General features: G+C 55.6%; 24 protein-coding genes. 14 read left to right on the forward strand and 10 right to left on the reverse strand.

Annotated features, from left to right (window positions below):
• Positions 1 to 101 precede the first annotated feature (101 nt).
• Positions 102 to 626 carry an RcnB family protein gene (locus ACW4YW_RS09160; protein WP_407994635.1) on the forward strand — a complete coding sequence of 175 codons (525 nt, stop codon included), beginning with the start codon at positions 102 to 104 and terminating at the stop codon, positions 624 to 626.
• Positions 627 to 927: 301 nt separating this feature from the next.
• Here ACW4YW_RS09160 and ACW4YW_RS09165 read toward each other — a convergent pair whose 3' ends face one another.
• On the reverse strand, positions 928 to 1,254 hold the full coding sequence (locus ACW4YW_RS09165; protein ID WP_407994636.1) for a nuclear transport factor 2 family protein: 327 nt from the start codon (positions 1,252 to 1,254) through the stop codon (positions 928 to 930).
• Between the two features lie 91 nt (positions 1,255 to 1,345).
• On the opposite strand from ACW4YW_RS09165, the gene ACW4YW_RS09170 reads away from it, so the two are divergent.
• The 10 genes from ACW4YW_RS09170 to ACW4YW_RS09215 all read left to right on the forward strand — a co-directional run bounded on the left by ACW4YW_RS09170 (position 1,346) and on the right by ACW4YW_RS09215 (position 8,064).
• Positions 1,346 to 1,711: a winged helix-turn-helix transcriptional regulator gene (locus tag ACW4YW_RS09170; protein WP_407994637.1), complete on the forward strand. Its 366-nt coding sequence runs from the start codon at positions 1,346 to 1,348 to the stop codon at positions 1,709 to 1,711.
• A 222-nt stretch (positions 1,712 to 1,933) separates the two neighbouring features.
• Complete coding sequence (locus tag ACW4YW_RS09175) at positions 1,934 to 2,083, forward strand: hypothetical protein (protein WP_457137258.1); 150 nt, start codon at positions 1,934 to 1,936, stop codon at positions 2,081 to 2,083.
• Positions 2,084 to 2,097: 14 nt separating this feature from the next.
• A complete protein-coding gene (gene chrA / locus ACW4YW_RS09180; protein ID WP_457137259.1) occupies positions 2,098 to 3,321 on the forward strand; it encodes a chromate efflux transporter in 1,224 nt (407 codons plus the stop codon).
• A gap of 208 nt (positions 3,322 to 3,529) precedes the next feature.
• Positions 3,530 to 3,676, forward strand: coding sequence for a Na+/H+ antiporter NhaA (locus tag ACW4YW_RS09185; protein WP_457137310.1), 147 nt, complete (start codon positions 3,530 to 3,532; stop codon positions 3,674 to 3,676).
• Between the two features lie 35 nt (positions 3,677 to 3,711).
• A complete protein-coding gene (locus ACW4YW_RS09190; RefSeq protein WP_309564274.1) occupies positions 3,712 to 4,044 on the forward strand; it encodes an ArsR/SmtB family transcription factor in 333 nt (110 codons plus the stop codon).
• On the forward strand, positions 4,041 to 4,529 hold the full coding sequence (locus ACW4YW_RS09195; RefSeq protein ID WP_407994638.1) for an arsenate reductase ArsC: 489 nt from the start codon (positions 4,041 to 4,043) through the stop codon (positions 4,527 to 4,529). The genes ACW4YW_RS09190 and ACW4YW_RS09195 overlap by 4 nt, the downstream gene beginning before the upstream one ends.
• The gene (gene arsB / locus ACW4YW_RS09200; protein ID WP_457137260.1) at positions 4,526 to 5,557 is read left to right on the forward strand and encodes an ACR3 family arsenite efflux transporter; all 1,032 of its coding nucleotides are present in this window, start codon (positions 4,526 to 4,528) and stop codon (positions 5,555 to 5,557) included. Before ACW4YW_RS09195 ends, arsB begins: the two co-directional genes overlap by 4 nt.
• 543 nt (positions 5,558 to 6,100) lie before the next feature.
• Positions 6,101 to 6,625, forward strand: a complete 525-nt coding sequence (locus ACW4YW_RS09205; RefSeq protein ID WP_457137261.1) for a DUF2380 domain-containing protein — start codon at positions 6,101 to 6,103, stop codon at positions 6,623 to 6,625.
• Positions 6,626 to 6,752: 127 nt separating this feature from the next.
• Positions 6,753 to 7,508: a hypothetical protein gene (locus ACW4YW_RS09210; RefSeq protein ID WP_457137262.1), complete on the forward strand. Its 756-nt coding sequence runs from the start codon at positions 6,753 to 6,755 to the stop codon at positions 7,506 to 7,508.
• 13 nt (positions 7,509 to 7,521) lie between these two features.
• Positions 7,522 to 8,064 (forward strand): TetR/AcrR family transcriptional regulator, encoded by a 543-nt coding sequence (locus ACW4YW_RS09215; protein ID WP_407995575.1) that lies wholly within the window; start codon positions 7,522 to 7,524, stop codon positions 8,062 to 8,064.
• On the opposite strand, the gene ACW4YW_RS09220 is transcribed toward ACW4YW_RS09215, so the two are convergent.
• From ACW4YW_RS09220 to ACW4YW_RS09230, 3 genes are all read right to left on the reverse strand, one after another.
• A complete protein-coding gene (locus ACW4YW_RS09220) occupies positions 8,048 to 8,593 on the reverse strand; it encodes a methylated-DNA--[protein]-cysteine S-methyltransferase (RefSeq protein ID WP_309564281.1) in 546 nt (181 codons plus the stop codon). The two genes, ACW4YW_RS09215 and ACW4YW_RS09220, sit on opposite strands and share 17 nt — an antisense overlap.
• Positions 8,594 to 8,687: 94 nt before the next feature.
• Complete coding sequence (ada, locus tag ACW4YW_RS09225; protein ID WP_457137263.1) at positions 8,688 to 9,746, reverse strand: bifunctional DNA-binding transcriptional regulator/O6-methylguanine-DNA methyltransferase Ada; 1,059 nt, start codon at positions 9,744 to 9,746, stop codon at positions 8,688 to 8,690.
• A 122-nt stretch (positions 9,747 to 9,868) separates the two neighbouring features.
• Positions 9,869 to 10,465, reverse strand: a complete 597-nt coding sequence (locus ACW4YW_RS09230) for an FMN-binding negative transcriptional regulator (protein WP_457137264.1) — start codon at positions 10,463 to 10,465, stop codon at positions 9,869 to 9,871.
• A gap of 223 nt (positions 10,466 to 10,688) precedes the next feature.
• Between ACW4YW_RS09230 and ACW4YW_RS09235 the strand changes: the two genes are divergently transcribed.
• A complete protein-coding gene (locus ACW4YW_RS09235; protein ID WP_457137265.1) occupies positions 10,689 to 11,909 on the forward strand; it encodes an MFS transporter in 1,221 nt (406 codons plus the stop codon).
• A gap of 95 nt (positions 11,910 to 12,004) precedes the next feature.
• Here the strand turns inward: ACW4YW_RS09235 and ACW4YW_RS09240 are convergent, their stop codons facing one another.
• Positions 12,005 to 13,111: an NADH:flavin oxidoreductase/NADH oxidase gene (locus ACW4YW_RS09240; protein ID WP_457137266.1), complete on the reverse strand. Its 1,107-nt coding sequence runs from the start codon at positions 13,109 to 13,111 to the stop codon at positions 12,005 to 12,007.
• A 130-nt stretch (positions 13,112 to 13,241) separates the two neighbouring features.
• Here ACW4YW_RS09240 and ACW4YW_RS09245 point away from each other — a divergent pair, with 130 nt between their 5' ends.
• Positions 13,242 to 13,553, forward strand: coding sequence for an ArsR/SmtB family transcription factor (locus ACW4YW_RS09245; RefSeq protein ID WP_309564286.1), 312 nt, complete (start codon positions 13,242 to 13,244; stop codon positions 13,551 to 13,553).
• 123 nt (positions 13,554 to 13,676) lie between these two features.
• Here ACW4YW_RS09245 and ACW4YW_RS09250 read toward each other — a convergent pair whose 3' ends face one another.
• The 5 genes from ACW4YW_RS09250 to ACW4YW_RS09270 all read right to left on the reverse strand — a co-directional run bounded on the left by ACW4YW_RS09250 (position 13,677) and on the right by ACW4YW_RS09270 (position 20,598).
• Entirely contained in the window at positions 13,677 to 14,015 is a 339-nt protein-coding gene (locus tag ACW4YW_RS09250; protein ID WP_309564287.1) for a hypothetical protein, read from the reverse strand.
• A gap of 64 nt (positions 14,016 to 14,079) precedes the next feature.
• Positions 14,080 to 15,528, reverse strand: a complete 1,449-nt coding sequence (locus ACW4YW_RS09255) for a TolC family protein (protein ID WP_457137267.1) — start codon at positions 15,526 to 15,528, stop codon at positions 14,080 to 14,082.
• Entirely contained in the window at positions 15,512 to 18,691 is a 3,180-nt protein-coding gene (locus tag ACW4YW_RS09260; RefSeq protein WP_457137268.1) for an efflux RND transporter permease subunit, read from the reverse strand. The genes ACW4YW_RS09255 and ACW4YW_RS09260 overlap by 17 nt, the downstream gene beginning before the upstream one ends.
• A 21-nt stretch (positions 18,692 to 18,712) precedes the next feature.
• Positions 18,713 to 19,804: an efflux RND transporter periplasmic adaptor subunit gene (locus ACW4YW_RS09265; RefSeq protein WP_457137269.1), complete on the reverse strand. Its 1,092-nt coding sequence runs from the start codon at positions 19,802 to 19,804 to the stop codon at positions 18,713 to 18,715.
• A 455-nt stretch (positions 19,805 to 20,259) separates the two neighbouring features.
• Complete coding sequence (locus ACW4YW_RS09270; protein WP_309564291.1) at positions 20,260 to 20,598, reverse strand: hypothetical protein; 339 nt, start codon at positions 20,596 to 20,598, stop codon at positions 20,260 to 20,262.
• Between the two features lie 340 nt (positions 20,599 to 20,938).
• Between ACW4YW_RS09270 and ACW4YW_RS09275 the strand changes: the two genes are divergently transcribed.
• Positions 20,939 to 21,484 carry a hypothetical protein gene (locus ACW4YW_RS09275; protein ID WP_309564293.1) on the forward strand — a complete coding sequence of 182 codons (546 nt, stop codon included), beginning with the start codon at positions 20,939 to 20,941 and terminating at the stop codon, positions 21,482 to 21,484.

The following is a 21,484-nucleotide window of genomic DNA, read 5'->3' on the forward strand; positions in this document are numbered from 1 at the left end:
CTGGAAGTGGCTGATTTTAATAAAAATAAATGATATTCAGTCTCAACATTGCAAAACCCCATCATAATAAAACTTATATTCTCACAACTATGGAGAGAGCCATGAACGCAACAGTCAAACAGATATTGCTGGGCATCTCAGCCTTCTGTATCAGCCTGAGTTTAAGCAGCCCGCTACTGGCAGACCCACCACACGGAAAAGGCAATGGAAATGGTGGCCCTCCCGGACAAATGAAAAAACAGCAACAACAAGGAGGAGGCTCTGACCGTTACTCCTACGATGGTCGCAGGGATGGAGGCAACATCGATATCGACATCCACTTCTCCACCAACCAACGCGTCATCATCCAGGACTACTATCGCGATCAATACCACGCAGGCCATTGCCCACCTGGGTTAGCGAAAAAGAATAATGGCTGCATGCCGCCAGGACAAGCCAAAAAATGGCGTAGAGGTTATCCACTACCGCGCGATGTCGTGTATTACGACCTACCTCCAGTCATCATGGCCAGACTGGACCCACCACCGCGTGGCTATAAATATGTCAGAGTGGCAGCAGACATTCTCATGATCGCTATTGGCACTGGCATGGTGATCGATGCCATAGAGGACTTGGGAAGCATGTAAGCAGCAAGGCCTATATCATGATGGTATAGGCCTTCTAGGGTCGAGAGATTGAGTTGCTATACGGTTGCACCCTGGTTGAACCCCGTGAAGGATGGTTATATTTGGCTACCTTGCTGGATATCTTTAATGGGGTAATAGCGCGAGTGTTCGATTACCTGCTGCGCCCTTGGAGCAATTGGGGGTTGGATCGGCCTTGGAGGTGTCTATCAGAAGGAAGGTTTGTAGGGAATCGTTCACCTGCAGTTTGATCCTGCTGCAGGCAGTGAAATGAAAGGCCCTTGTAATTCCAGGTTCATGGACATCAACCGATCTCCAGTAACTTGATCTTGTCGCCATCCACGCCGAACACGTGGTCGAGTTGCGCCGGGCTGCCAGGGAAATTGCCGACGACATTGGCTGTGACCTTCAAGCGATCTCCTTCTCGGGAAACGCTGACAGGCTCAACCGTGTACTTGAATGCCTTCTGTGCCTCACGCTGCCATGCTTGGATGGCTACATGCCCCCGATGCGTCTTGCCTTCGTCCACAACAATCGTATCCGATGTGAAGCAATGGGAAATTTGAGAGATGTCCGAGCCATTGCTGATCTCGAAGTAAACGGAGACTGGATCCGGTAGTGAAAGGGGCATGGTTGCGTTCTCGCTGTGATTTACTGTATGAGAATTTTCGCCATATACTTTCAAACTATCAAGAACGCACTAAAAAGTAAGTTACTGAGCCATGGGAAAGATATATACACCCGCCACTGCCGCCGTTGGCGTAGAAGAAGTCATTCGGCTACTGGAAGGCCGATGGAAGCTGATCATTCTTTTCCATCTTTTCGGTGGGCAAGCGCAACGCTATTCCGACTTTGAGAAGCTGATCCCCGGGATTTCTCAGAAGATGCTGGCCCAGCAACTTCGTCAGTTGGAAGCGGACGGGATCGTTTCACGCAAGCTTTACCCACAGGTACCCCCAAAGGTTGAGTACCGACTGACGGAGTGGGGGCAGGCCTTGTGCCCCGCTTTGGATGCAATGCTGAAATGGGCGGAGAAGCGCGAATCGTTGCTGCCAGCACACGGAGGCGCGACTCAAGAGTCCTCTTGAACTTGTGCAGTAAGCCACTATTTAACCCTGCCTTCCGCCGTCTTGGCGTGTTAATTAAAGTTCCAGCGATGCTGGCCGTGGTGTACATCGTCAATAATAGTAAGATTTGGTATCGGCGACAGTAGACAAGGATTGGCCTCAATGAATACACATGACGATGGCTTAGCTAATGTAGAGGTATCATTGCTCAAAGCATTTCAGGCGTTTGATGAGGCTGGTCGCATGAAGCCTTCTAGCGACTATGACCGGGTGGTGGATGTCATGGAAGAGTTGGTGAAGTTCACTATACTCACTCGTGATATCTCCCCGTTACTTGTCGACCGATACGGCGAACGCAAGAATAGGGTCGAAGCCTTGTCTCGGCACCTGTAGCAGAAAGCCATGTGATGTCAGTATCGGCCACCACAGTGCATGACAATGCCTGGCATGTTTTTTTGGTGTTTTTAAGGCTGGGACTAACCTCTTTTGGCGGTCCTATCGCACACCTGGGCTATTTCCGTACGGAATTCGTCGAGCGTCGCTGCTGGATTGATGACCGTGGCTATTCTGATCTTGTCGCACTATGCCAGCTTCTCCCGGGACCGACTAGCAGCCAAGTTGGTATGGCGCTAGGCCTGGGTCGGGCGGGCTGGCCGGGCATGCTGGCGGCTTGGGCGGGCTTTACCTTGCCATCGGCAATAGCGCTGATCCTATTCGCCTTCGGCATCATTCAGCACCAAGGATTGATCGAATCAGGCTGGGTGCATGGTTTGAAGGTCGTCGCAGTGGCAATAGTAGCGCAGGCGGTCTGGAATATGGCCAAGTCGCTATGCCCAGATCAGCCTCGTGCCGTCCTGGCTATCCTAGGCGCGCTTCTGACCCTGCTCCTGCCAACTGTCACGGGACAGATCGCTGCCATCGTCGTTGGAGGCCTGCTGGGCCGCTGGCGACTCACTTTATCACAGCAGGTTATTAGTCAAGCACATGTATATCCCGTCTCGCGCAAACTCGGCATCGTCGTCTTGCTGCTATTTGCCGTATCATTAGTTGTCCTGCCACTATGGGCTGCGGTCAGCGGTTCTTCGAGCTGGGCACTGCTCCAAGGCGTTTATTACTCTGGCGCACTTGTCTTTGGTGGCGGTCACGTCGTCTTACCGTTACTCCAGGCCACGGTCATACCCAGTGGAACAGTGAGCAATGCTGATTTTCTAGCAGGCTATGGCGCAGCTCAAGCTGTACCTGGGCCGCTGTTCGCCTTCGCGGCATATCTGGGCGCCGTGGCTCAGGGGCCACTACACGGCTGGTTAGGTGGGTTCGTGCTACTTGGGGTAATCTTCCTGCCGGCTTGTCTGGTGCTTATCGGCGCGCTACCTTTATGGGAAAGCCTCCGCCACCGCCAGGGTATCCAAACTACAATAGCAGGGATCAACGCCAGTGTGGTCGGTATCCTGCTGTCAGCCCTTTATGATCCGGTGTGGACCAGCTCCATTCATAGCACAGCAGACTTTGGGCTTGCGCTGACTGCATTTGGGCTGCTGGTTTATGGCCGTGTACCGCCTGCCCTAGTCGTCCTGATAGCTGCGCTAGGGGGGGTGGGTCATGTCGTTTGCAATTTAAATCCAGAGTATTAGCAGCCTCATCCTGCTACAGCATATGGGCATAGGTTCTGCCTAGTGCCATCATCTGGATCGGGTTGCTCATCACCGGAGCCCATCCCAGCCTGGCTGGCGTAGTCTTCGGGCTCATGGCCCCGGTGCTTTCTCACGCGTTCATCGCCAGTTGCTCAAGAAAGCATCCTCAGATAACTAACAACTGGCACAACCACTGCGTAAGCTCCGTATTGCCCAACGCGAGCCGCCGCCGGTGACTCGCATCCAAATGGCACTTCATTCCTGGGTGGCATTCGGCATCATGCCATTATTCGCCCTGGCCAATGCCGAGGTCAGCCTACCCAGTTTAAATAAGCAAATCGTGATTATGCGTTGATTGATTTGGTTCTATTATTCAAATATTATTGAAATATGGAATCAAAAATCATCGTTACAGCTTTAGCCGCTCTTGCTCAGGAATCCCGGCTCTCAATATATCGACTTCTCGTGCAGGCTGGGACAGCTGGTTTGGCCGCAGGCAAGATCAGCGAGTCTTTGGGCATCGCCCCATCTTCATTATCTTTCCATATGAAAGAACTCAGCCATGCTCAGCTAGTGACGTCGCGTAATGAAGGCCGTTTTGTCATCTACTCAGCCAATTACGAGCACATGCACAGTGTCCTGGCCTACCTCACTGAGAATTGCTGTGGCGGCGTTCCGTGCACTCCAGTGCAATTTCAACTTTCTAAAGCATCAGCCAAATGACCATTAAAACTTTCAATGTCCTCATCCTTTGCACAGGCAACTCCGCCAGAAGCATCATGGCAGAGGCCTTGTTCAACAAATTAGGTCAGGGCAGGTTCAAGGCCTATAGTGCCGGCAGTAACCCCACGGGCAAAGTGAATCCCTTCGCCATCGAGCAAATTGCTGACCTTGGGTATTCCACCGAAGAATTGCGTAGCAAGAGCTGGGATGAGTTTGCCAAACCAGAGGCCCCAAGGATGGATATTGTCATTACTGTTTGTGATAACGCAGCCGGAGAAGCCTGCCCCATCTGGCCTGGTACTCCGGTTTCAGGACATTGGGGTTTTGAAGATCCCGCCGCTATTGAAGGTAGCGATGAAGATAAGCGGATTGCTTTTTCACGCATCCGCGGGCAGATACAGCATTGCGTGGAACGCTTCATCAGCCTGCCAGTCGAGTCCATGAGTGCCTCCGATATCAAACACTTGCTGGATAGCATCAAATGAGTATGTTTGAACGCTATCTCACCCTCTGGGTAGCCTTGTGCATACTGATAGGGGTTTCCTTAGGGCAGCTTTGGCCTGACGTATTCCAGGCGATTGCCCGGCTTGAATTTGCCCAAGTGAACTTACCGGTTGGGTTTTTGATCTGGGTCATGATCATCCCTATGCTGGCCAAGGTGGATTTTTCGGCTCTGGGGCAAGTACGCCGGCACGTCAAAGGTATCGGTATCACGCTATTTGTGAATTGGCTGATCAAGCCATTCTCAATGACATTGCTTGCCTGGTTATTCATTCGACATCTGTTTGGCGGCATGCTGCCTGCTGATCAGGTAGACAGCTACATCGCCGGATTAATACTGCTCGCTGCCGCTCCTTGCACGGCGATGGTGTTTGTCTGGAGCCGGCTCACGCAAGGCGACCCCTTGTTTACCTTATCCCAAGTAGCACTGAACGATACCATCATGATCTTTGGCTTTGCTCCCTTGGTCGGGTTGCTGCTGGGCATTTCTGCGATCAGCGTGCCGTGGGCTACGCTCACGACATCTGTTGTGCTTTATATTGTGATTCCGGTGTGGGTGGCTCAATTGCTGCGCAAGGTAGTGCTGGCCAAAGGACAAGCTAGTTTTGAGCGGGTCATGAAAGCTGCGGGTAGCTGGTCGATTGCTGCATTATTGCTGACATTGATTTTGTTGTTCGGCTTTCAGGGGCGCTCCATCATTGATCAGCCACTTGTCATTGCACTCCTGGCAGTCCCTATCTTGATCCAGGTATTCTTCAATGCTGGACTGGCCTATTGGCTGAACTACAAAGCGCGTGAACAACATAGCGTGGCTTGTCCCTCAGCCTTGATCGGTGCGAGTAACTTTTTTGAATTGGCAGTTGCCACCGCTATCAGTTTGTTTGGCTTGCATTCGGGGGCGGCCTTAGCCACGGTCGTTGGCGTTCTGATTGAAGTTCCGGCCATGCTCGCAGTAGTTTGTATCGTCAATCGCAGCAAGGACTGGTATCAGCGAAACCAAGCAAGGACTTAAGGGGAAAATGCTGATCATTGCATAAAAAAACAATGCAAGCCTGGAGTTCGATTGCCAGAATTCTTCTCAAATTATGTTGCAAATATAAAGTAGTGGATTTGCAAGATGCTTTGTAAGCGAGAGATTTTGCCTATCTCTGGGCAATATCCACGAAAAAGTCACCGTCAGCGGCTGCATCATCGGCATCCCAGCCAAATCTGACGCCTGCAGACCTCACCATACCTCATCGTCAATCCACAGATGCCAATCCAAGCCGTACGGCAACAGCGATAACTCTGCCGATTCATCTTTACTTGGCATTTTGTCGCTCACTTGGTTACGTACCTTTCCTCGTGGCCCTAGGGGCTCGGCTTTTTCATTTGCATTTGCATAGTCTTTCAAATTGAGGGTTTGTGGATGAAGGGCGCAGCTGATCCAGATGCTCGCTAGGATGGAATGCAAAAGAAGTTTTGCATCTTCATGCTAAAAATGTACTATACAGTTTGGTTTTAAACTAAACGGTTTGGTTTTATCGGGAAAGTCTATGGAGATTGTAATATGCACATGGTTTTTAAATTATTGATGGTAGTCCTGGGCTTGGGGTTGTGGGGAACTGTCCTCGCGGTTGAACAGTCGCCCAAAGTCGTAGTGTTGGCATTCGAGCTCAATGATCTGACCAATCTGCCTAATGCGCCGGAAGAGCTGCAGCGCATCGATTTATTGTCGACCAAGTTCAAGGAAGCGCTTAAAAACAAGGGAGTGAATGTCATCCAGGAAGGTGCCAAGGTGAAATCGGAGGTGGAGCAGCATTCGCCTACCTATCTTTATGACAACGTAGAAACGGCGATTGAGCTCAACAAGGAAACCGGGGCGGATTACCTGGTGATTGGCGTGGCCTTGAAACCCACCTATTTATTTGTCTATCCACGATTGATCTTGGTGGACGTCAAAAAGCGTGCTGTCGTCATGTCCAAGTCTGCCCAGCTGGAGAGTTCGTGGAGCGATAAAAACACGACGATGCGCACAGCGGAAAAACTTGCCCAATTGATCAAGGATAAGGTCGAACAGTTGAGCGAAGCCGCCAAATAACTGAAGTTACCGCGCTGTTTCACCAGACTGCATTCATAACTCGATGAACGCATATGTGTCAGAATGAACGGTATAGTACATATAAGGTAAGGCAATGGATTTACTCAATAGCGCATGGTTGATCCACATGATAGAACGCAGCGGCAAAAAACCGGCCGAGAAGCTGCTGTGCGTATATTCCCTTCTCGATACTTGGCTGAATGCGCCCGGTATCCGGGAGAGGGCGCTTGAGGAGTATGCATCGCAACATTCTTTGGCTGCGGCCTGTCCCGTATTAAGCGCGCACTTGCTTCGACTCGCTACGGTAGCGAAGCTGCAGAATCCTGCAGCCGCCGTCGCACAGTTGATGATTTTGTTGCAAGGGGCGGTCGCTGAGGAATTGCGCAGTCCCGGGACGGGCGCGTTGCTAACCGCCCAACAGGCGGCAAAGGCTGTATTGGCGGACGCGCGGCCGCCGCTCGCGACGAGGATTGAGAAATCCTTGCTGGCAGGCGGGTATGCCGCGGCAGTGACTGCCATCGCTATTCTCGGCCTGCATGTCTGGCCTTCAGGACAACATCAACAGGCGCAATTTGCCCAGCAGGGCACCGAATATCAAGAAGCTGCGGTTGTGGACGCCATCAACCCGGACCTGCTGCTCAAGGCGCTTGCCTTCAAACGCAATATTCAGTCGGGAATCTGCCCGGCCCCCAGCTATGCGAGCGTTCCCCAGGATCAGTTGCAGACTTACATGCACGTCGTGCAGTCTGGGTTATCCAGTAACCCGGCATTGGATAGCCGGAAGCTGGAAGCATTGTTGGCATGGTACGAACAACATCGGGCTTGGGAGTGCTACTCCAAGTTGCAAAACAAGCAAAAGATAATATTGGGAATGGGCGTTTGATATGGCAAGGCGGATGCGTGAGTACATCTTGGAGGTAGCTGGCGATTTGTTTTCCAGGCAAGGCATCAATTCGACGAGCGTGGACAACATCGCCGCCCAGGCGCAGGTCGCCAAGGTGACCTTGTACAAATACTTCAAGTCGAAGGAGCTTCTCATCATCGAGCACCTTCGCACCCAGGAAGAGAAGCTCTGGCAAAGGCTGGCCGAGGCGTCACGGCAGGAAAGCGCGTTGGCTGAACTGGAGGCATTGGTCGTCGGCCTGCTGGATATCATCGGGGAAAAGGATTTCAAAGGGTTTGCCTCGATCAAGGCCGGCGTCGAGTTTCCCCAGTCTGATCATCCGGTCAATCAGAGATCCCGGGAGTTTTCCAGGCAATTGAGAAGTCAGTTTGCGGAGTTAGCTGAGAAGGCCGGCATCAAGCAGGCCGAGGCCTTGGCATTGCAATTGGCGCTAGTGGTGGAAGGGGCGGCCATTACAGAAAGAAGCCAGCAAGGCAGCGATTTCGTTGGCCATGCCAAGTCCTTGGTTAAGACGCTGATCAATAGTGCAAGCTAAATTGCCCTGCTGTTGTTTTAGGCAGTTCATGATTCAGCAGCCATTTTTTACGTTCCAGTCCTCCCCCATATCCGGTCAGGGATTTGTCGGACCCGATCACTCTATGGCATGGCACGATAATGCCGACCGGATTGGCGCCATTCGCCAGCCCAACGGCACGCACGGCCGAGGGCTTGCCTATTTTCTCCGCCAGGGCGGCGTAGCTGATGGGCGTTCCCGGGATGATATCCCTTAATGCTTTCCACACCGTTCTCTGGAAGTCGGTGCCTCCGGTTGCAATCGCGATAGTGTCTATGATCTGAAGGTCGCCTTCAAAATACGCCTGCATTGCCAAGGCCGCTGGAGATGTTCCTGAATGCGTATTCAACATGACGGTATCGCCACGGTATTGCCTTTGCATCAAGAGGTGCAGGCGGTCTTCATGATCGTGCCAATCCAGGGCGCGAACGCGTTGATGTTCGTCCGTGACGAGCAGCATTTGTCCAATCGGCGTATTCATTCTTTCCATCAATAACGATAGGTGCGGCATTCACTGTCTCCTATCACGCAGTGCAAGAAATATCCCCGGATGGCGATTGAAAGATAGTTGGTTCCTAAATTCAAAGCCGCGAGCGGCACGATATTCATGATTCCTGCTCGCGCGCGAGCAACTCGCGTTTGCGCTCGACGCCCCAGCGATAGCCGGAGATATCGCCATCCCGCCGCACCACGCGGTGGCAGGGAATCGCGACCGCGATCTTGTTGGCGCCGCAGGCCTGCGCCACGGCACGGACCGCGCGCGGGCAGCCCGTGCGTTCCGCAACCTCGGCATAGCTGACGGTAGCGCCGGGCGGGATTTCTCTCAGGATTTTCCATATCCGCTCCTGGAATGCGGTGCCGCGGATATCCAGCGGCAGGTTCAAGCCGAGCGACGGCGCTTCGACGAAGCCGACGACCTGGGCGACCAGCTGCTCGAAATCCTGGTCGCCGCCAACCAGTTGGGCCTTGGGGAATTGGTCCTGCAGGTCCCGCACGATCTGTTCAGGATCGTCGCCCAACAGGATGGCGCATATTCCCTTTCGGCTTTGTGCGACCAGGATCGCGCCCAGCGAACATTGCCCGACGGCAAAACGGATGACGGCGCCTGGGCCGCCGGCCCGGTAATCGCTCGCGCGCATGCCGAGCAATTGGTCTGCAGTCTCATAATAGCGGCTGTTGGAATTGAAGCCGGCGCCGTAAATGGCATCCGTGACGGAAATATCCGGCGTGTTCAGTTCTTCCCGCAGCTTGCGGCCGCGGTAGGCGGTTGCGTAGGCCTTGGGCGTCAATCCCGTTTCTGCCTTGAAGATGCGGTGAAAATGATAGGCGCTCAGGCCGATGCGTTCGGCCAATGCTTCCAGGTTGGGCGGCGTTTCCGATGCCTCGATGAGTTTGCATGCCTTGGCGACCAGGCCGGCCCTTTCAGTGGCGACCGTATTTTTGTCTTGCGTCCGCTGGCTGGGCCGGTAACCGGCGGCTTCGGCCAATGCCGGGGTGGCGAAAAATTCCACATTTTCACGCTTGGGCAGCCGGGACGGGGAGCTGGGCTTGCAATAGATTCTGGTAGTCTTCACGCCATAGACGAAACAACCGTCCGCCGCCGCATCCCGGTTGGCGACTGCTTGCCAGCGTGCCTCGTCGGAAAGATAAGCCGGTTTGCTCATGCCGGGTTCCATTGCGATATCCTCATCCTGTCCATGTATTCAGGATATCGTCGAGTTCAATCGCAAGCACTCCGCTTCTTGCGGTGTAATTCGCGAGCGCACAGCTTCTACGACCCACCGCATTATTCCCCGGGAAATTGCTCTGTCTCGTAACCTTGCATGACGCCTTGTCTGTCCTGCGCGCTTCTGTTCTGGCTTAGCTTGAATTTGCCCGCAATGGACTGGATCGGAATTTCCACGCCCACAATCGCTTTCAATTGGGATGCAATGAAATCTGCCGGCGCATCTGCAACCTGCCAAGGCTGGGTTCGTTCTGCTTCGTTGTGCTGCGTCAAGTGGCTGGCCTGTGCCAATAGCCAATCAGGGTCGTCAATCACGAGGGGAGTTCCCCGCACCTGGACCATGGTGTAATTCCAGGTCGGGACGACTTTGCCGTGTTCTGCTTTGGACGGATACCACGAGGGCGTGACATAAAATTGCGGCCCCTGGAAAACCACCAATGCTTCTCCGCCTGCACGGAGTTCGTCCAGTTGTTTGTTTCCCCTGGCAAGGTGGGCGCGCAAGACGCCATTTTCCCCATCCAGGTGGAGCGCGAAGGGAAGCAGGTTTGCCATCAAGCCTTGCGGGCCGGACGTAATGAGCGTGGCGAGCGGATGCTCAGTGATCAGCTGGTATAAAACATCCAAGCGTTCTTCTCTGAATATACTAGGGTTATGCATATCGACCTTCCCGTTGTGCGCCGCAAGATGTTGAATGGCGGCAAGTATTCATGCCAATGTTGTGCTCTGCTTGTCCGAAGGCATGTAGAACACCGTCAATCTTGATCATGCCAGATTGCGTCATGATTCGTGCGCATTGATGGCAGGAGGAACACATGCCGCCAGTTCGCATGTATTCTACTCAGCCTCAAGCATATCAATAAAAATTTAGGTGTTGATGGAAATGAGCGCTAAGCGGACTTTCTGGACATTGGTGGTCTCTGCCGCAGCCATTCTGGCTGTCACCATGGGCATCCGGCAATCCATGGGCCTATTCGTTTCGCCCTTGAACGCATCCACCGGCCTGGGCATTGTGACGGTCAGCATGGCCATGGCGATTGCACAATTGGCCTGGGGCGTGGCCCAGCCGCTCTTCGGCATGCTGGCCGACAGGGTGAGCTCGTTCAAGGTCATCGTGCTGGGGACTGTGATGATGGCCATCGGGCTGGCGATCACCCCGTTCATGCAGTCAGGGTTGGGCTTGGTTTTCGCGGTGGGCATCATGACGGCAGTGGGGGCAGGCGCAGGGAGTTTTTCCATCCTGATGGGAGCCGCGGCGCAACGGTTGCCTGGCGAGCAGCGGTCATTTGCCGCAGGCGTGATCAATGCCGGGGGTTCTTTGGGCCAGTTTATTTTCGCCCCGTTCGCCCAGGCGCTCATCCATGCATTCAACTGGGTCACGGCCATCATGGTGCTGGCCGTGACTTCGCTGAGCGCCATCGGGCTGGCGATTCCGTTGAGGGAAAGGAAAGCCGCGGTTCATTCGCAGACGGCTGATTCATTGGGCCGCATGACGCTGGCGGACCAGGTGCGCATCGCATTCAAGGATCGCAGCTATCTTTGCCTGCATGCAGGGTTTTTCACCTGCGGCTTCCATATCGCTTTCCTGGTGACCCACCTGCCGGGAGAGATCGACCTTTGCGGGCTGCCTGCCTCCATCAGCGCGACATCGATTGCGATCATCGGGTTGGCCAACGTGCTCGGAAGCCTTTATGCAGGCTGGCTGGGCCAGACCCGCCGGATGAAAATGCTGTTGTTCTGGATGTATGCTTCCCGGGCCGTGGCGATTGGTTTTTACCTGCTCGCGCCGAAGACGGAATTGACCTTTTATCTATTCGCAGCGGTATTGGGCCTCACTTGGCTGTCTACGGTGCCGCCGACTGCCGGGCTGATCGGCAAGCTGTTCGGTCCGCGCTATTTAGCCACGCTGTTCGGCCTGGCCTTGCTCAGCCACCAGGTCGGCGGATTTTTCGGGGCATGGCTGGGCGGGGTCGCCCTATACATGAATGGAGATTATTCATGGATGTGGTATGCCGACATCGTGCTGGCGATTGCGGCGGCGTTGGTGAATCTGCCGATCCGGGAAGAAAAGCCAAGGCCAATACGCAATGTCATGCGTGCCTGACATGCCGCCTGGCCCAGGCTTTTGTGGAAGATGTGGTTGAGCTGATCGCGCTCACCCCGATGAGCCGTGTAGGCTGATCGGGATGGCGAGGATGGTTAGCGTTGCCTTGGGTCGTGGTAACGCGCCAGCCAATGGGCATAAGGAGGCGGAAGCACCCAGGCCGGGTTTTCCTTGTTCAGTTCCTTGGCTGCTTGGTAGGTCCAGTTCGGATTCTCGAGATGGGCGCGGCCTATCATGGCAATGTCCAGCTGTTCGTTGCGGACGGCCTGGTCGGCAAGGTCGGGCGCGCCGAATCCCCAGGCGGAGGACACCGGGATATTGGCCTCGTTGCGCACGCGCTGGGCGATCGGGGCAAGGAAGGCAGGCCCCCACGGAATCTTTGCCTCTGGGGTGCTGAACCCGATGCTGACGCTGAGCATGTCCAGGCCAAGCTGTTTCCACTCATTGACCAGCTGGATGGATTCGCTCAATGTTTGTTCGTCCTGCCCGTCGAATTCCAGCACGCCGAAACGTGCGGTCAATGGCAGGTTTTCGGGCCAGACCTTGCGCACGGCCGCCAGGGTTTCGCGCGTGAAGCGGCCCCGGTTTTCGAGGTTGCCGCCATATTCATCGGTACGGAGGTTGGAATGGATGGAGGTAAAGCTCTGCGCCAGGTAGCCGTGGGCGAAGTGCAGCTCCAGCCATTCGAACCCCGCTGCGACGGCGCGCCGGGCGGCATCGACAAAGTTTTGCTGCACCCGTTGGATGTCGGCAACGCTCATGGCGGTCGGCACACGCGGCAGCAAGCCGCCGAATGCCTTGGCCGAGGGCGCGATGGGTTGCCAGCCACGGGCATCGCCCTCGGGAATGTGGTCGTCGCCTTCCCAGGGAATATTGGCGCTGGCCTTGCGCCCCGCATGGGCGATCTGGATGCCGGGCACGGCTCCGGCAGCCTTGATTGCGGCCGCGATCGAACGCAACTGTTCCGCTTGCGCGTCATTCCACAAACCCAGGCAATGCGGAGTGATGCGTCCTTCGGGCGCGACGGCAGTGGCTTCGACGATCACGAGGCCGCTGCCGCCACGCGCAAGCGAAGCGTAGTGGGCCTGATGCCAATCATTGGCCAGGCCGTCGGTCGCCATGTATTGGCACATGGGCGGCACCGCAATGCGGTTTTTTAATTCGACATCTTTCAACTGGTATGAGGAAAATAGGTCTGCCATTGTCATTCCTTTTGAGTAGCGACGGTTGGTAGGTGGGAAAGCATTTCCCTGATGGCGTCAGGGTTTGTTTCCATAGTTCCAAAATATTCGAACTATGGAAACATATTAACGGCTATGATAAATTTTGTCCATGAGACAAATTAAACATCCTGCCATCGAGCAAGTGGAGCTGACCGACATCATGTATGCGCTTTCAGATCCGGCCCGCATGGAGATCGTTGGGCACTTGGCGCAGGCGGGACGGCAGATGACGTGCGGCGAACTGGACCTGAACCGCCCCAAGTCCAGCATGTCGCATCACTTCAAAATCCTGCGTGCCGCCGGGCTAGTGGAAACCGTGATCGACGGCAAGGAGCACTTGAACTCCCTGCGGCTTGCCGAGATCGAGCAGAAGTTTCCCGGGGTGCTCTCTGCCGTACTCAAGACAATTAAGCTGCCTTGATGGAGAGTCCGGCCGGTCTGGATGCCTTGCGCCAATATGCAAAAAAAGGCCTGATTCATCGAACCAGGCCGAGGCTGCAGAGTTTCGAGCTTTTTTACCAGTCTGCCCTTGATCGATACTTGATCAACCTACGTAGCGTTTGACCAGGAAACCGTTCTTGGGATGGAGCACATAGACGAAGTGCTTGCCCAGGTTGCGGTCCGCCCGCTCGGCGGAGGTATTGATGCGGTTGATGTTGAAGCCGTACTTGGGATGCGGGCGGTTGTTGGTGATGACGGCCACGTTCTTGGATGTCCCGACCGCCTGTGTTTCCGCAATGCGCGCGTCGAAAGTGGCATTGAGCGGACTGATATTGGCTGCCGCCAGAATTTGGCCGTTGAGCAGCGTATTGCCGTCTTGCGCCTGGGCCAATGCGGAGGAGGCCAATAACGCGAAGGTCAGAATCGAAATTGCCTGTTTCATGATAAATCTCCTGAAAATCAATTGATTAATATTGGGGATTGCTTTGCGATACGATTGATAGTCTCTATTGCCAACCACCTCCCAACGCTCTGTATAAGTTGATCATTGCCATGATTTGCTTCTGCTTGGTCTCGATCAGGTCCATCTTGGCCTCCAGCGCGTCGCGCTGCGTCAGCAGCACTTCCATGTAGTCCGCGCGGGCGGATTGGAACAGCTGGTTGGAGATTTCGATCGAGTTGGTCAGGGTGTCGACCTGGCTGTTCTTCAACTGGTAGTTCTTGTCGAGGTTGTCCAGGTTCGACAGCTGGGTTGCCACTTCGCTATAGGCGTTGATGATGGCCTGCTCGTACTCGAACGCGGCCTTGATCTGCCCGGCGCTGGCGTTCTTGTAGGCCGCGATGATGGCGTTGCGGTTGACCAGCGGCGCGACGAGGTCGCCGCCGAACGAGCCTGCAACCGACTCAGGCATGTTGAGCAGGTAGCGTGGGTTGAACGCCTGGAACCCCAGCCCGGCCTTGAGGGCAAACGATGGATAGAAGTTCGCCTTCGCCACCTCGATGTTGAGCTTGGCGGCTTCCAGCTCCAGTTGCGCCTGGCGGATGTCGGGACGGTTTTCCAGCAACTGGGAAGGAATACCCACATCCAGCATCTTGGGCTTCATTTCCATGAAGCCGGCAGAAGACCGTGCTATCGGCTGCGGTGTGCGGCCCAGCAGGAAGTTGATGCGGTTCTCCGTCTCGACGATCTTCTGCTTCACCTCATAGCGCTGGCTCTGGTTCTTGTTGACCTCGGCCTCGAACCGCTTTACCGCCAGCGAAGTGGTGCGCGCATATTGCTGCAGCTCCCTCACCACGCCCAGCGCGTTTTCCTGGATCGCGATGTTCTTGTCCAGGTTGTCGAGCTCGTTATCCAGCGCGAGCAGTTCGTAGTAGGAATTGGCCACCTCCGCCACCAGGTTGGTGATGAGGAAATTCTTCCCCTCCACCGACGCCATGTATTCCATGGTGGCGACCTTGGTGGCATTGCGCAGTTTCTTCCAGACATCCAGCTCCCAGGAGGCGACCAGCCCGAACTGGTAATTGCCGAAGTATTTGGGAAAATGCTTGCCTTCCTTGATCTCCAGGCCTTCCTCGATCGCACCGTTGCGGGTATAGCGCGCGGTCTTCTCGGTTTCGGCGGTGGCGCCGATGCCGACCGAGGGCAGGTATTCGCCCTTGCGCGCCAGAATCTCGTTCTCGGCAACGCTGATGCGCTGCATGAGGATGTTGATCTCCTTGTTATTGGCAATGGCGGTATCGATCAACGTCGCCAGGTGCTGGTCCTCGAAGAACTCCCTCCAGTTGATGCGGGCAGCGCTGCCCGCGCCAGCAGCGCTATCGTTCGCGCTGCTGTAATGCTCGGGCAGCGCGACCTGCGGCTCTTTTTTCGTGATCGTCGGGATGGCGCACGATTGCACCATGAGCGCCAGGCATCCCAACACGGCAAGTTGAATGGCTTTATTCTTGGTCATCATCGTTTTTGCTGTAGTGATAGATTTCAGTTAAAGGCTCGACTTCTTCGTTCCTGATCATCGATTTGCCGTCGGACAGCTTGGCAAAGATGTAGTACAGGCCAGGGATGAGAATGACGCCGAAGATGGTGCCGAACAGCATGCCGCCCAGCGCCGAGCTGCCGATGGTGCGGTTGCCCACCGCGCCCGCGCCTGTGGCGACGACCAGCGGGATCAGGCCGGCGATAAAGGCGAACGAGGTCATCAGGATGGGGCGGAAACGCACGCGTGCGCTCTCGATCGCGGCATCCTTGATCGATAGGCCTTGCGCATGCTTCTGTACCGCATATTCCACGATCAGCACCGCGTTCTTCCCGAGCAGGCCGACCAGCATCACCAGCCCGACCTGGGCGTAGATGTCGTTGGCGAGGCCCAATGCCTTGAGCAGGAAGAATGAGCCGAACACGCCCGCGGGCAGTGACAACACCACAACCAAAGGCAAAATGAAGCTTTCATACTGCGCCGCCAGCACCATGTAGACGAACACCAGCACGACGCCGAAGATGATGATGGCCTCATTGCCGCGGTTGGCCTCGTCGAAGGACAGGCCTTCCCAGCCGACGTCATAGCCGTGCGGCAGGGTGGCTTTCGCCACTTGCTCCACCGCCTTGATCGCGTCGTCCGTGGTGTAGCCGTCGGCAGGCATGGCGCGGATGGTGGCGGAGTTGTACAGGTTGTAGCGCGTGATCTCGTTCGGGCCCTGCATCTTCTTCAGCTTCATGAAGGCCGAGTAGGGCACCATTTCGCCTTCCTCGTTCTTGACGTAGTAGTTGAGGATGTCGGTCGGGTAGCGGCGGAATTCCGGCCCGGCCTGGGTGTAGACCTTGAAGAAGTTGTTGAAGCGGATGAAGCCCTGTTCGTAGGTACTGCCGATCAGGATGTCCAGGTTGTCCATCGCCTTGGCGATCGAGACCTTCTTCTGCATCGCGAGCTTGTTGTCGATCTGGATTTCATACTGCGGGTAGTTCGCCGCATAGAAGGTGAACAGGCCGGTGAGCTCCTTGCGCTTGGCGAGCGCCTTCATGAAGTCCTGGTTGATCTTGTCGAACTCGTGGTAATCCGTGTTATCGGTCTTGTCGAGCAGGCGCAGCGCCAGGCCCGATGCCGCGCCATAGCCGGGGACAGCTGGCGGTTCGAAGAACTCGATCACGGCGCCGAAGTCCTTGGTTTTTTCTTCCAGCTCCTCGATGATCTGGTGCACGGATTGCTTGCGCTCGGACCAGTCTTTGAGGTTGATGATGCAAGTGCCGGCATTGGAGCCGCGGCCCTCGGTCAGCACCTCGTAGCCCGCCAGGGAAGATACCGACTGCACGCCCTCGACCTTGGAGGCGATGCCCTGCAACTGCCGGGCGATCTTGTTGGTGACTTCCAACGTGGAGCCAGGCGGCGTCTGGATGATGGCATATACCATGCCCTGATCCTCACCCGGAATGAAGCCTGCGGGCAAGGTCTTGTTCACGAGGAAGGTACCGGCGGCGAACGCGGCCAGCATGAGGAAGGTGACGATGCGGCGCGTGACGACGATATCCAGCAATTGGGTGTAGCGTCCCGTTACCTTCTCGAACACATGGTTGAACGCGTTGATGAACAGGCTGACCGGGGTCTTGCGCTTGGGCTGGCCGTGGTTGTTCTTCAGCAGCATCGCGCACAGCACCGGCGTCAGCGACAAGGCGACGACGCCCGAGATGATGATGGAAGCTGCCATGGTGATGGAGAACTGGCGGTAGAACACGCCCACCGGCCCAGTCATGAAGGCCACGGGCACGAACACGGCGGTCATCACCAGGGTAATGGCGACGATCGCCCCGCCGATCTCCCCCAGCACCTTTTGGGTGGCTTTGTAGGGAGTCAAGTGCTCGGTTTCCATCTTGGCATGGACAGCTTCCACAACCACAATGGCGTTATCCACCACGATACCGATCGCCAGCACCAGCGCGAACAGCGTGATCAGGTTGATCGAAATCCCGAACATCTGCATGACGAAGAAGGTGCCGATCAGCGAAACCGGCACCGCCAGGATCGGGATCAGGGTGGAACGCCAGTCGCCCAGGAAGATGAACACCACCAGGGCTACCAGGACAAACGCCTCGATCAGGGTGTGGATCACCTTTTCGATCGAGGCATCCAGGAACTTGGATACGTCGTAGTTGACTTCATAATCCATGCCTTCGGGGAAGGAGGCCTTCAGTTCCTCCATTCTTTCCTTCACATGCTCGATCACCTCCGTGGCGTTGCTGCCGTAGTTCTGCTTGAGCACGATGGCGGCGGAAGGGTAACCGTCCTTGTTGGAGTAAATGTCGTAGAACTCGCTGTTCAGCTCGACCTTGGCGATGTCCTTGAGATGGAGGATCTCGCCTTCGGAATTGGCGCGGATGATGATGTCTGCATACTGTTCGGGCTTGTTGTAGCGGCCCTGGTAGATCAGCACGTATTCCTTGGATTGCGCGGTGATGCCCGAGCTCTGGCCCAGGCGGCCCGGGCGGCCGATCACGCTCTGGCTGTTGATCGCCTCCATGACTTCCTCGGTGGAGACGTTGTAGGCGCGCATGCGCTCGGGGTTGAGCCAGATGCGCATCGCGTACTGGCGGCTGCCGAGGATTTTGGCCTGGGCGATGCCGTTGACGCGCTGTATCTCGGGGATGATGTTGACGTTGGCGTAGTTGAAGAGGAATTTCTCGTCCGCGTGCTTATCCTTGCTGTAAAGGTTGATGTACATCAGCATGCTGGGCTGCACGCGTTCGACCACCACGCCTTCCATCTGCACCAGTTCGGGCAGGCGGCTCATCACCTGGTCGATACGGGTCTTGACGTTGATCATGGCCTGGTTGGGGTCCACGCCGAGGTCGAAGATCACCTGGATCGTGGCTTCGCCGGCACTCGTCGCATCAGACACGATGTACTTCATGCCGGGCACGCCGTTGATCGCGCGCTCGATGGTGATCAGCGAGGATTGCACCAGCACGTCGGCGCTGGCGCCGGGATAGGCCAGCGAGACGATCACGCGCGGCGGCGCGATGTCGGGAAACTGCGATGTGGGCAGGGTCTTGATCGACAAGAACCCCATGAATACGATCAATAGCGACAATACAATCGCCATGACCGGTCTTTTGATGAAAATATTCAGCATTGATCTGGTCGCCTGGTTGGGTTATTCAGCGTAAAGGCTCAGGTCCGACATGGCCTTGTCAGGGGAGATGAAATCGACGGCGATCTGCTCGCCGTTATGGACTTTCCTCAAGCCCTCGATCAGGATTTTGTCGCTCGCTTCCAGGCCGTCCTTGACGATGTAGAGGTGGGGCAGCTCCGCATCGATGGTGATCAGCCGCTGCTGAATCTTGTTGTCCTTGTCGATGACGTAGACGTAGACCTTGTCGAGAATCTCGAATGTGGCTTTCTGCGGAATCAGCAACGCATCCTTGTAGGGGATGCTCATGAGGATGCTGCCGGTCTGGCCGTGCCGCAGTACCTGGTTGGGGTTGGGAAAGGCGGCACGGAAGGCGATGTTGCCGGTCTTGTTGTCGAAATCGGCCTCTATGGTCTCGACCACGCCTTCCTGGTCGAACACGTCGCCGTTCGCCATCTTCAGCTTCACCTTTTCCTTGTCCTGGGCGTGGTTCTTCTTGCTCTGGACGTAGTCGAGGTATTCGGATTCCGGCACGTTGAAGTACACCCACATCCTGCTGATGTCGGACAGAGTGGTCAGCAGGTCGCCCTCATCCACCAGGCTGCCGTTCCTGGCTTCCAGGTGATCCATGATGCCGGTGAACGGCGCGTTGATATTGGTGAAGCCGAGATGCGTCTCCGCCACGTTGACCTCGGCGTTGGCCTTGTCCAGCTTGGCCTTGGCAAGCGCCAGCTCATTGGGCGAAACGATGTTCTTGTCCGCCAGCGCCTTGGTGTTGTCGTACTCGATCTTGGTCATGTTGGCCTCGGCCTTGGCCTTTTGCAGGTCGGCCTGGTAGAGGTTGGGCATGATGCGGAACATGGGTTGGCCCTTGGCGACCTGCTGCCCCTCGTCGACAAACGTGTCCTGCAGGTAGCCTCGTTCCAGGGCGCGGACCTCGATATGCCGGATGGCACGGATCTGGGAAACGTATTCCTTCACGATGGAGGTGTCCTGACGCAGCGGCGAGGTCACCTTGAGCTTGGGCAGTTCGTGGGGTTCGTTGGATTCAGCCTGGTGGCAGCCGCTCAGCAGCGCCGCCATCACGCCTAGGGCGAAAGAAAATTTTTTCATCATAAGATTGATCGATGCTCGGTTAATAAAGAGGTCAAGTCCTGAATTCATCGCGTGCAAGGCCTGGCGACGCATGTGCATCAAGCGCACAGGGTCGGGCGGGCAATGGTCAGCGTGAGTTAGGGGTGTTACCGGGCAGGATTTCCGCAGGAGCAGTCAGCGTTGCTGAATACCGGGCAGCATGAGGCGTGGCAATGGCGAATGAAGCCGTTTGCTTGCCACTGCATGCAGTGGTATTCGAGGTATTCAAGTCATTGGGTAAAACAAGCCCATGCCTGAATACGATCTCATCGCATTGTTAACGTCCGGTGGAAATACTGCGTGGGCAGGAAATGCCCTTTGAGGCGCAAACAAAATTCAGTGCAACGGTTCTGGCTAGGCGTTCTGCCGCAGACAGTACAACTAGTACGGTAAGACAGCAGAACAACGACGCCAGAGAAGGATTTTGTTAGCGGCTCTTAGGCAAGAGATGGAGGATCTCGGGGTCTTGCGTTGGTGGAGAAATAAAGGCGTTTTGCCGTGGTGTTGCTTGTCCGCGTCCAGGAGACCGGAGCGCTGGCAACGAGCAAAAGCGCGGTGAGCAGGAAGCTGGTGAAGGATAGCGCCAGGGTGGAAGGCGGTTCGCCGCCTCCCGTGGGAGAAGATTCGACTTTGACGATTTGAACAACGTTGGCATCCGTGACGTAGAGTGCGTCAGGCAGCTGCATGCAGATATAGGCCAAGCTGAGCAAAGACAATACGACTGACAGCAATATCAGTCGAATTCTCAAGGCAGTTGGATCTAATCTTTGTTCCATTACGTTTCTTATGGTCAATCGTTACCAATTACATGCATCGGGGCTGCCCGACACATTAAAGGCGATATTCATCCTAGCATGGGTAAAAAAATTATTGCAACAGGAACACTTAAATGCTCTTGTAGCTAAGCGGTTCGACTGCCGAGGTTCAAATTGGTTTCCTGATTTCGAAAATAGATGTCGGCACACGGCCGGAACCGCTGGCGTATCAAGCACGCCAGGCCATTATGGAGCCAGGCGACGCCTCACGTTGCGGGGAGCTCCGTGGATTATCCGGTAAAGAGTTGTTTAAAGCCTTATAATTGCATATTCAATCGAGTCGTTTTGCAGGGAGCAGTAAATGTCGGAAGGGTTTGAGGATGTGGCAATCCAGCAGCTTCATTTGAGCTACAGCAGCCACCAGGATCGCATGTTGCTCAAAATCAGCCTGGCTGATGCGGCAGAGCTTAATGCCTGGCTGACGCGGCGTATCGTGCGTGTGCTGTGGGGGTTGCTGCAGGATAGCGAGCTCTCTCCCGTGAACATGCATGAAACCCTGGCCGTGACGGCCGAGGAGCTGTTGGAGCATTTCAACCAGGAGGTGGAAAGTTTGCCGTTGATACAGGGTATCAACCTTTCTGGCGCCTACCATGACATCAAGCCGGCGACCGCCGAGCCGCCGGTGCTGATCGCGGAATGCAAGCTGGTGCACATGGACCACACCGAATCCATGCTGGAGCTGCATAGCCAGGCCGGGGAGGTCTACAGCATCGCGCTGACAGCGGAATTGAGCCATGCCTTGAGCAGCATGCTGCAATTGGCGACACAGGAAGCCGCCTGGGACCTGGGCCTGACGACGGATCGTATTGTATTGGCGGACGAGGCGGCATCCTACGTCCTGCATTAA

Source organism: Methylobacillus pratensis (assembly GCF_054072455.1).

Excerpts from the sequence above, each read along its gene's own strand:
- ACW4YW_RS09160 (WP_407994635.1), top strand. The coding sequence starts at position 102 with ATGAACGCAACAGTCAAACAGATATTGCTGGGCATCTCAGCCTTCTGT.
- ACW4YW_RS09165 (WP_407994636.1), bottom strand. The coding sequence starts at position 1,254 with ATGCCCCTTTCACTACCGGATCCAGTCTCCGTTTACTTCGAGATCAGC.
- ACW4YW_RS09170 (WP_407994637.1), top strand. The coding sequence starts at position 1,346 with ATGGGAAAGATATATACACCCGCCACTGCCGCCGTTGGCGTAGAAGAA.
- ACW4YW_RS09175 (WP_457137258.1), top strand. The coding sequence starts at position 1,934 with ATGAAGCCTTCTAGCGACTATGACCGGGTGGTGGATGTCATGGAAGAG.
- chrA (WP_457137259.1), top strand. The coding sequence starts at position 2,098 with ATGTCAGTATCGGCCACCACAGTGCATGACAATGCCTGGCATGTTTTT.
- ACW4YW_RS09190 (WP_309564274.1), top strand. The coding sequence starts at position 3,712 with ATGGAATCAAAAATCATCGTTACAGCTTTAGCCGCTCTTGCTCAGGAA.
- ACW4YW_RS09195 (WP_407994638.1), top strand. The coding sequence starts at position 4,041 with ATGACCATTAAAACTTTCAATGTCCTCATCCTTTGCACAGGCAACTCC.
- arsB (WP_457137260.1), top strand. The coding sequence starts at position 4,526 with ATGAGTATGTTTGAACGCTATCTCACCCTCTGGGTAGCCTTGTGCATA.
- ACW4YW_RS09205 (WP_457137261.1), top strand. The coding sequence starts at position 6,101 with ATGGTTTTTAAATTATTGATGGTAGTCCTGGGCTTGGGGTTGTGGGGA.
- ACW4YW_RS09210 (WP_457137262.1), top strand. The coding sequence starts at position 6,753 with ATGATAGAACGCAGCGGCAAAAAACCGGCCGAGAAGCTGCTGTGCGTA.
- ACW4YW_RS09215 (WP_407995575.1), top strand. The coding sequence starts at position 7,522 with ATGCGTGAGTACATCTTGGAGGTAGCTGGCGATTTGTTTTCCAGGCAA.
- ACW4YW_RS09220 (WP_309564281.1), bottom strand. The coding sequence starts at position 8,593 with ATGCCGCACCTATCGTTATTGATGGAAAGAATGAATACGCCGATTGGA.
- ada (WP_457137263.1), bottom strand. The coding sequence starts at position 9,746 with ATGAGCAAACCGGCTTATCTTTCCGACGAGGCACGCTGGCAAGCAGTC.
- ACW4YW_RS09230 (WP_457137264.1), bottom strand. The coding sequence starts at position 10,465 with ATGCATAACCCTAGTATATTCAGAGAAGAACGCTTGGATGTTTTATAC.
- ACW4YW_RS09235 (WP_457137265.1), top strand. The coding sequence starts at position 10,689 with ATGAGCGCTAAGCGGACTTTCTGGACATTGGTGGTCTCTGCCGCAGCC.
- ACW4YW_RS09240 (WP_457137266.1), bottom strand. The coding sequence starts at position 13,111 with ATGGCAGACCTATTTTCCTCATACCAGTTGAAAGATGTCGAATTAAAA.
- ACW4YW_RS09245 (WP_309564286.1), top strand. The coding sequence starts at position 13,242 with ATGAGACAAATTAAACATCCTGCCATCGAGCAAGTGGAGCTGACCGAC.
- ACW4YW_RS09250 (WP_309564287.1), bottom strand. The coding sequence starts at position 14,015 with ATGAAACAGGCAATTTCGATTCTGACCTTCGCGTTATTGGCCTCCTCC.
- ACW4YW_RS09255 (WP_457137267.1), bottom strand. The coding sequence starts at position 15,528 with ATGATGACCAAGAATAAAGCCATTCAACTTGCCGTGTTGGGATGCCTG.
- ACW4YW_RS09260 (WP_457137268.1), bottom strand. The coding sequence starts at position 18,691 with ATGCTGAATATTTTCATCAAAAGACCGGTCATGGCGATTGTATTGTCG.
- ACW4YW_RS09265 (WP_457137269.1), bottom strand. The coding sequence starts at position 19,804 with ATGATGAAAAAATTTTCTTTCGCCCTAGGCGTGATGGCGGCGCTGCTG.
- ACW4YW_RS09270 (WP_309564291.1), bottom strand. The coding sequence starts at position 20,598 with ATGGAACAAAGATTAGATCCAACTGCCTTGAGAATTCGACTGATATTG.
- ACW4YW_RS09275 (WP_309564293.1), top strand. The coding sequence starts at position 20,939 with ATGTCGGAAGGGTTTGAGGATGTGGCAATCCAGCAGCTTCATTTGAGC.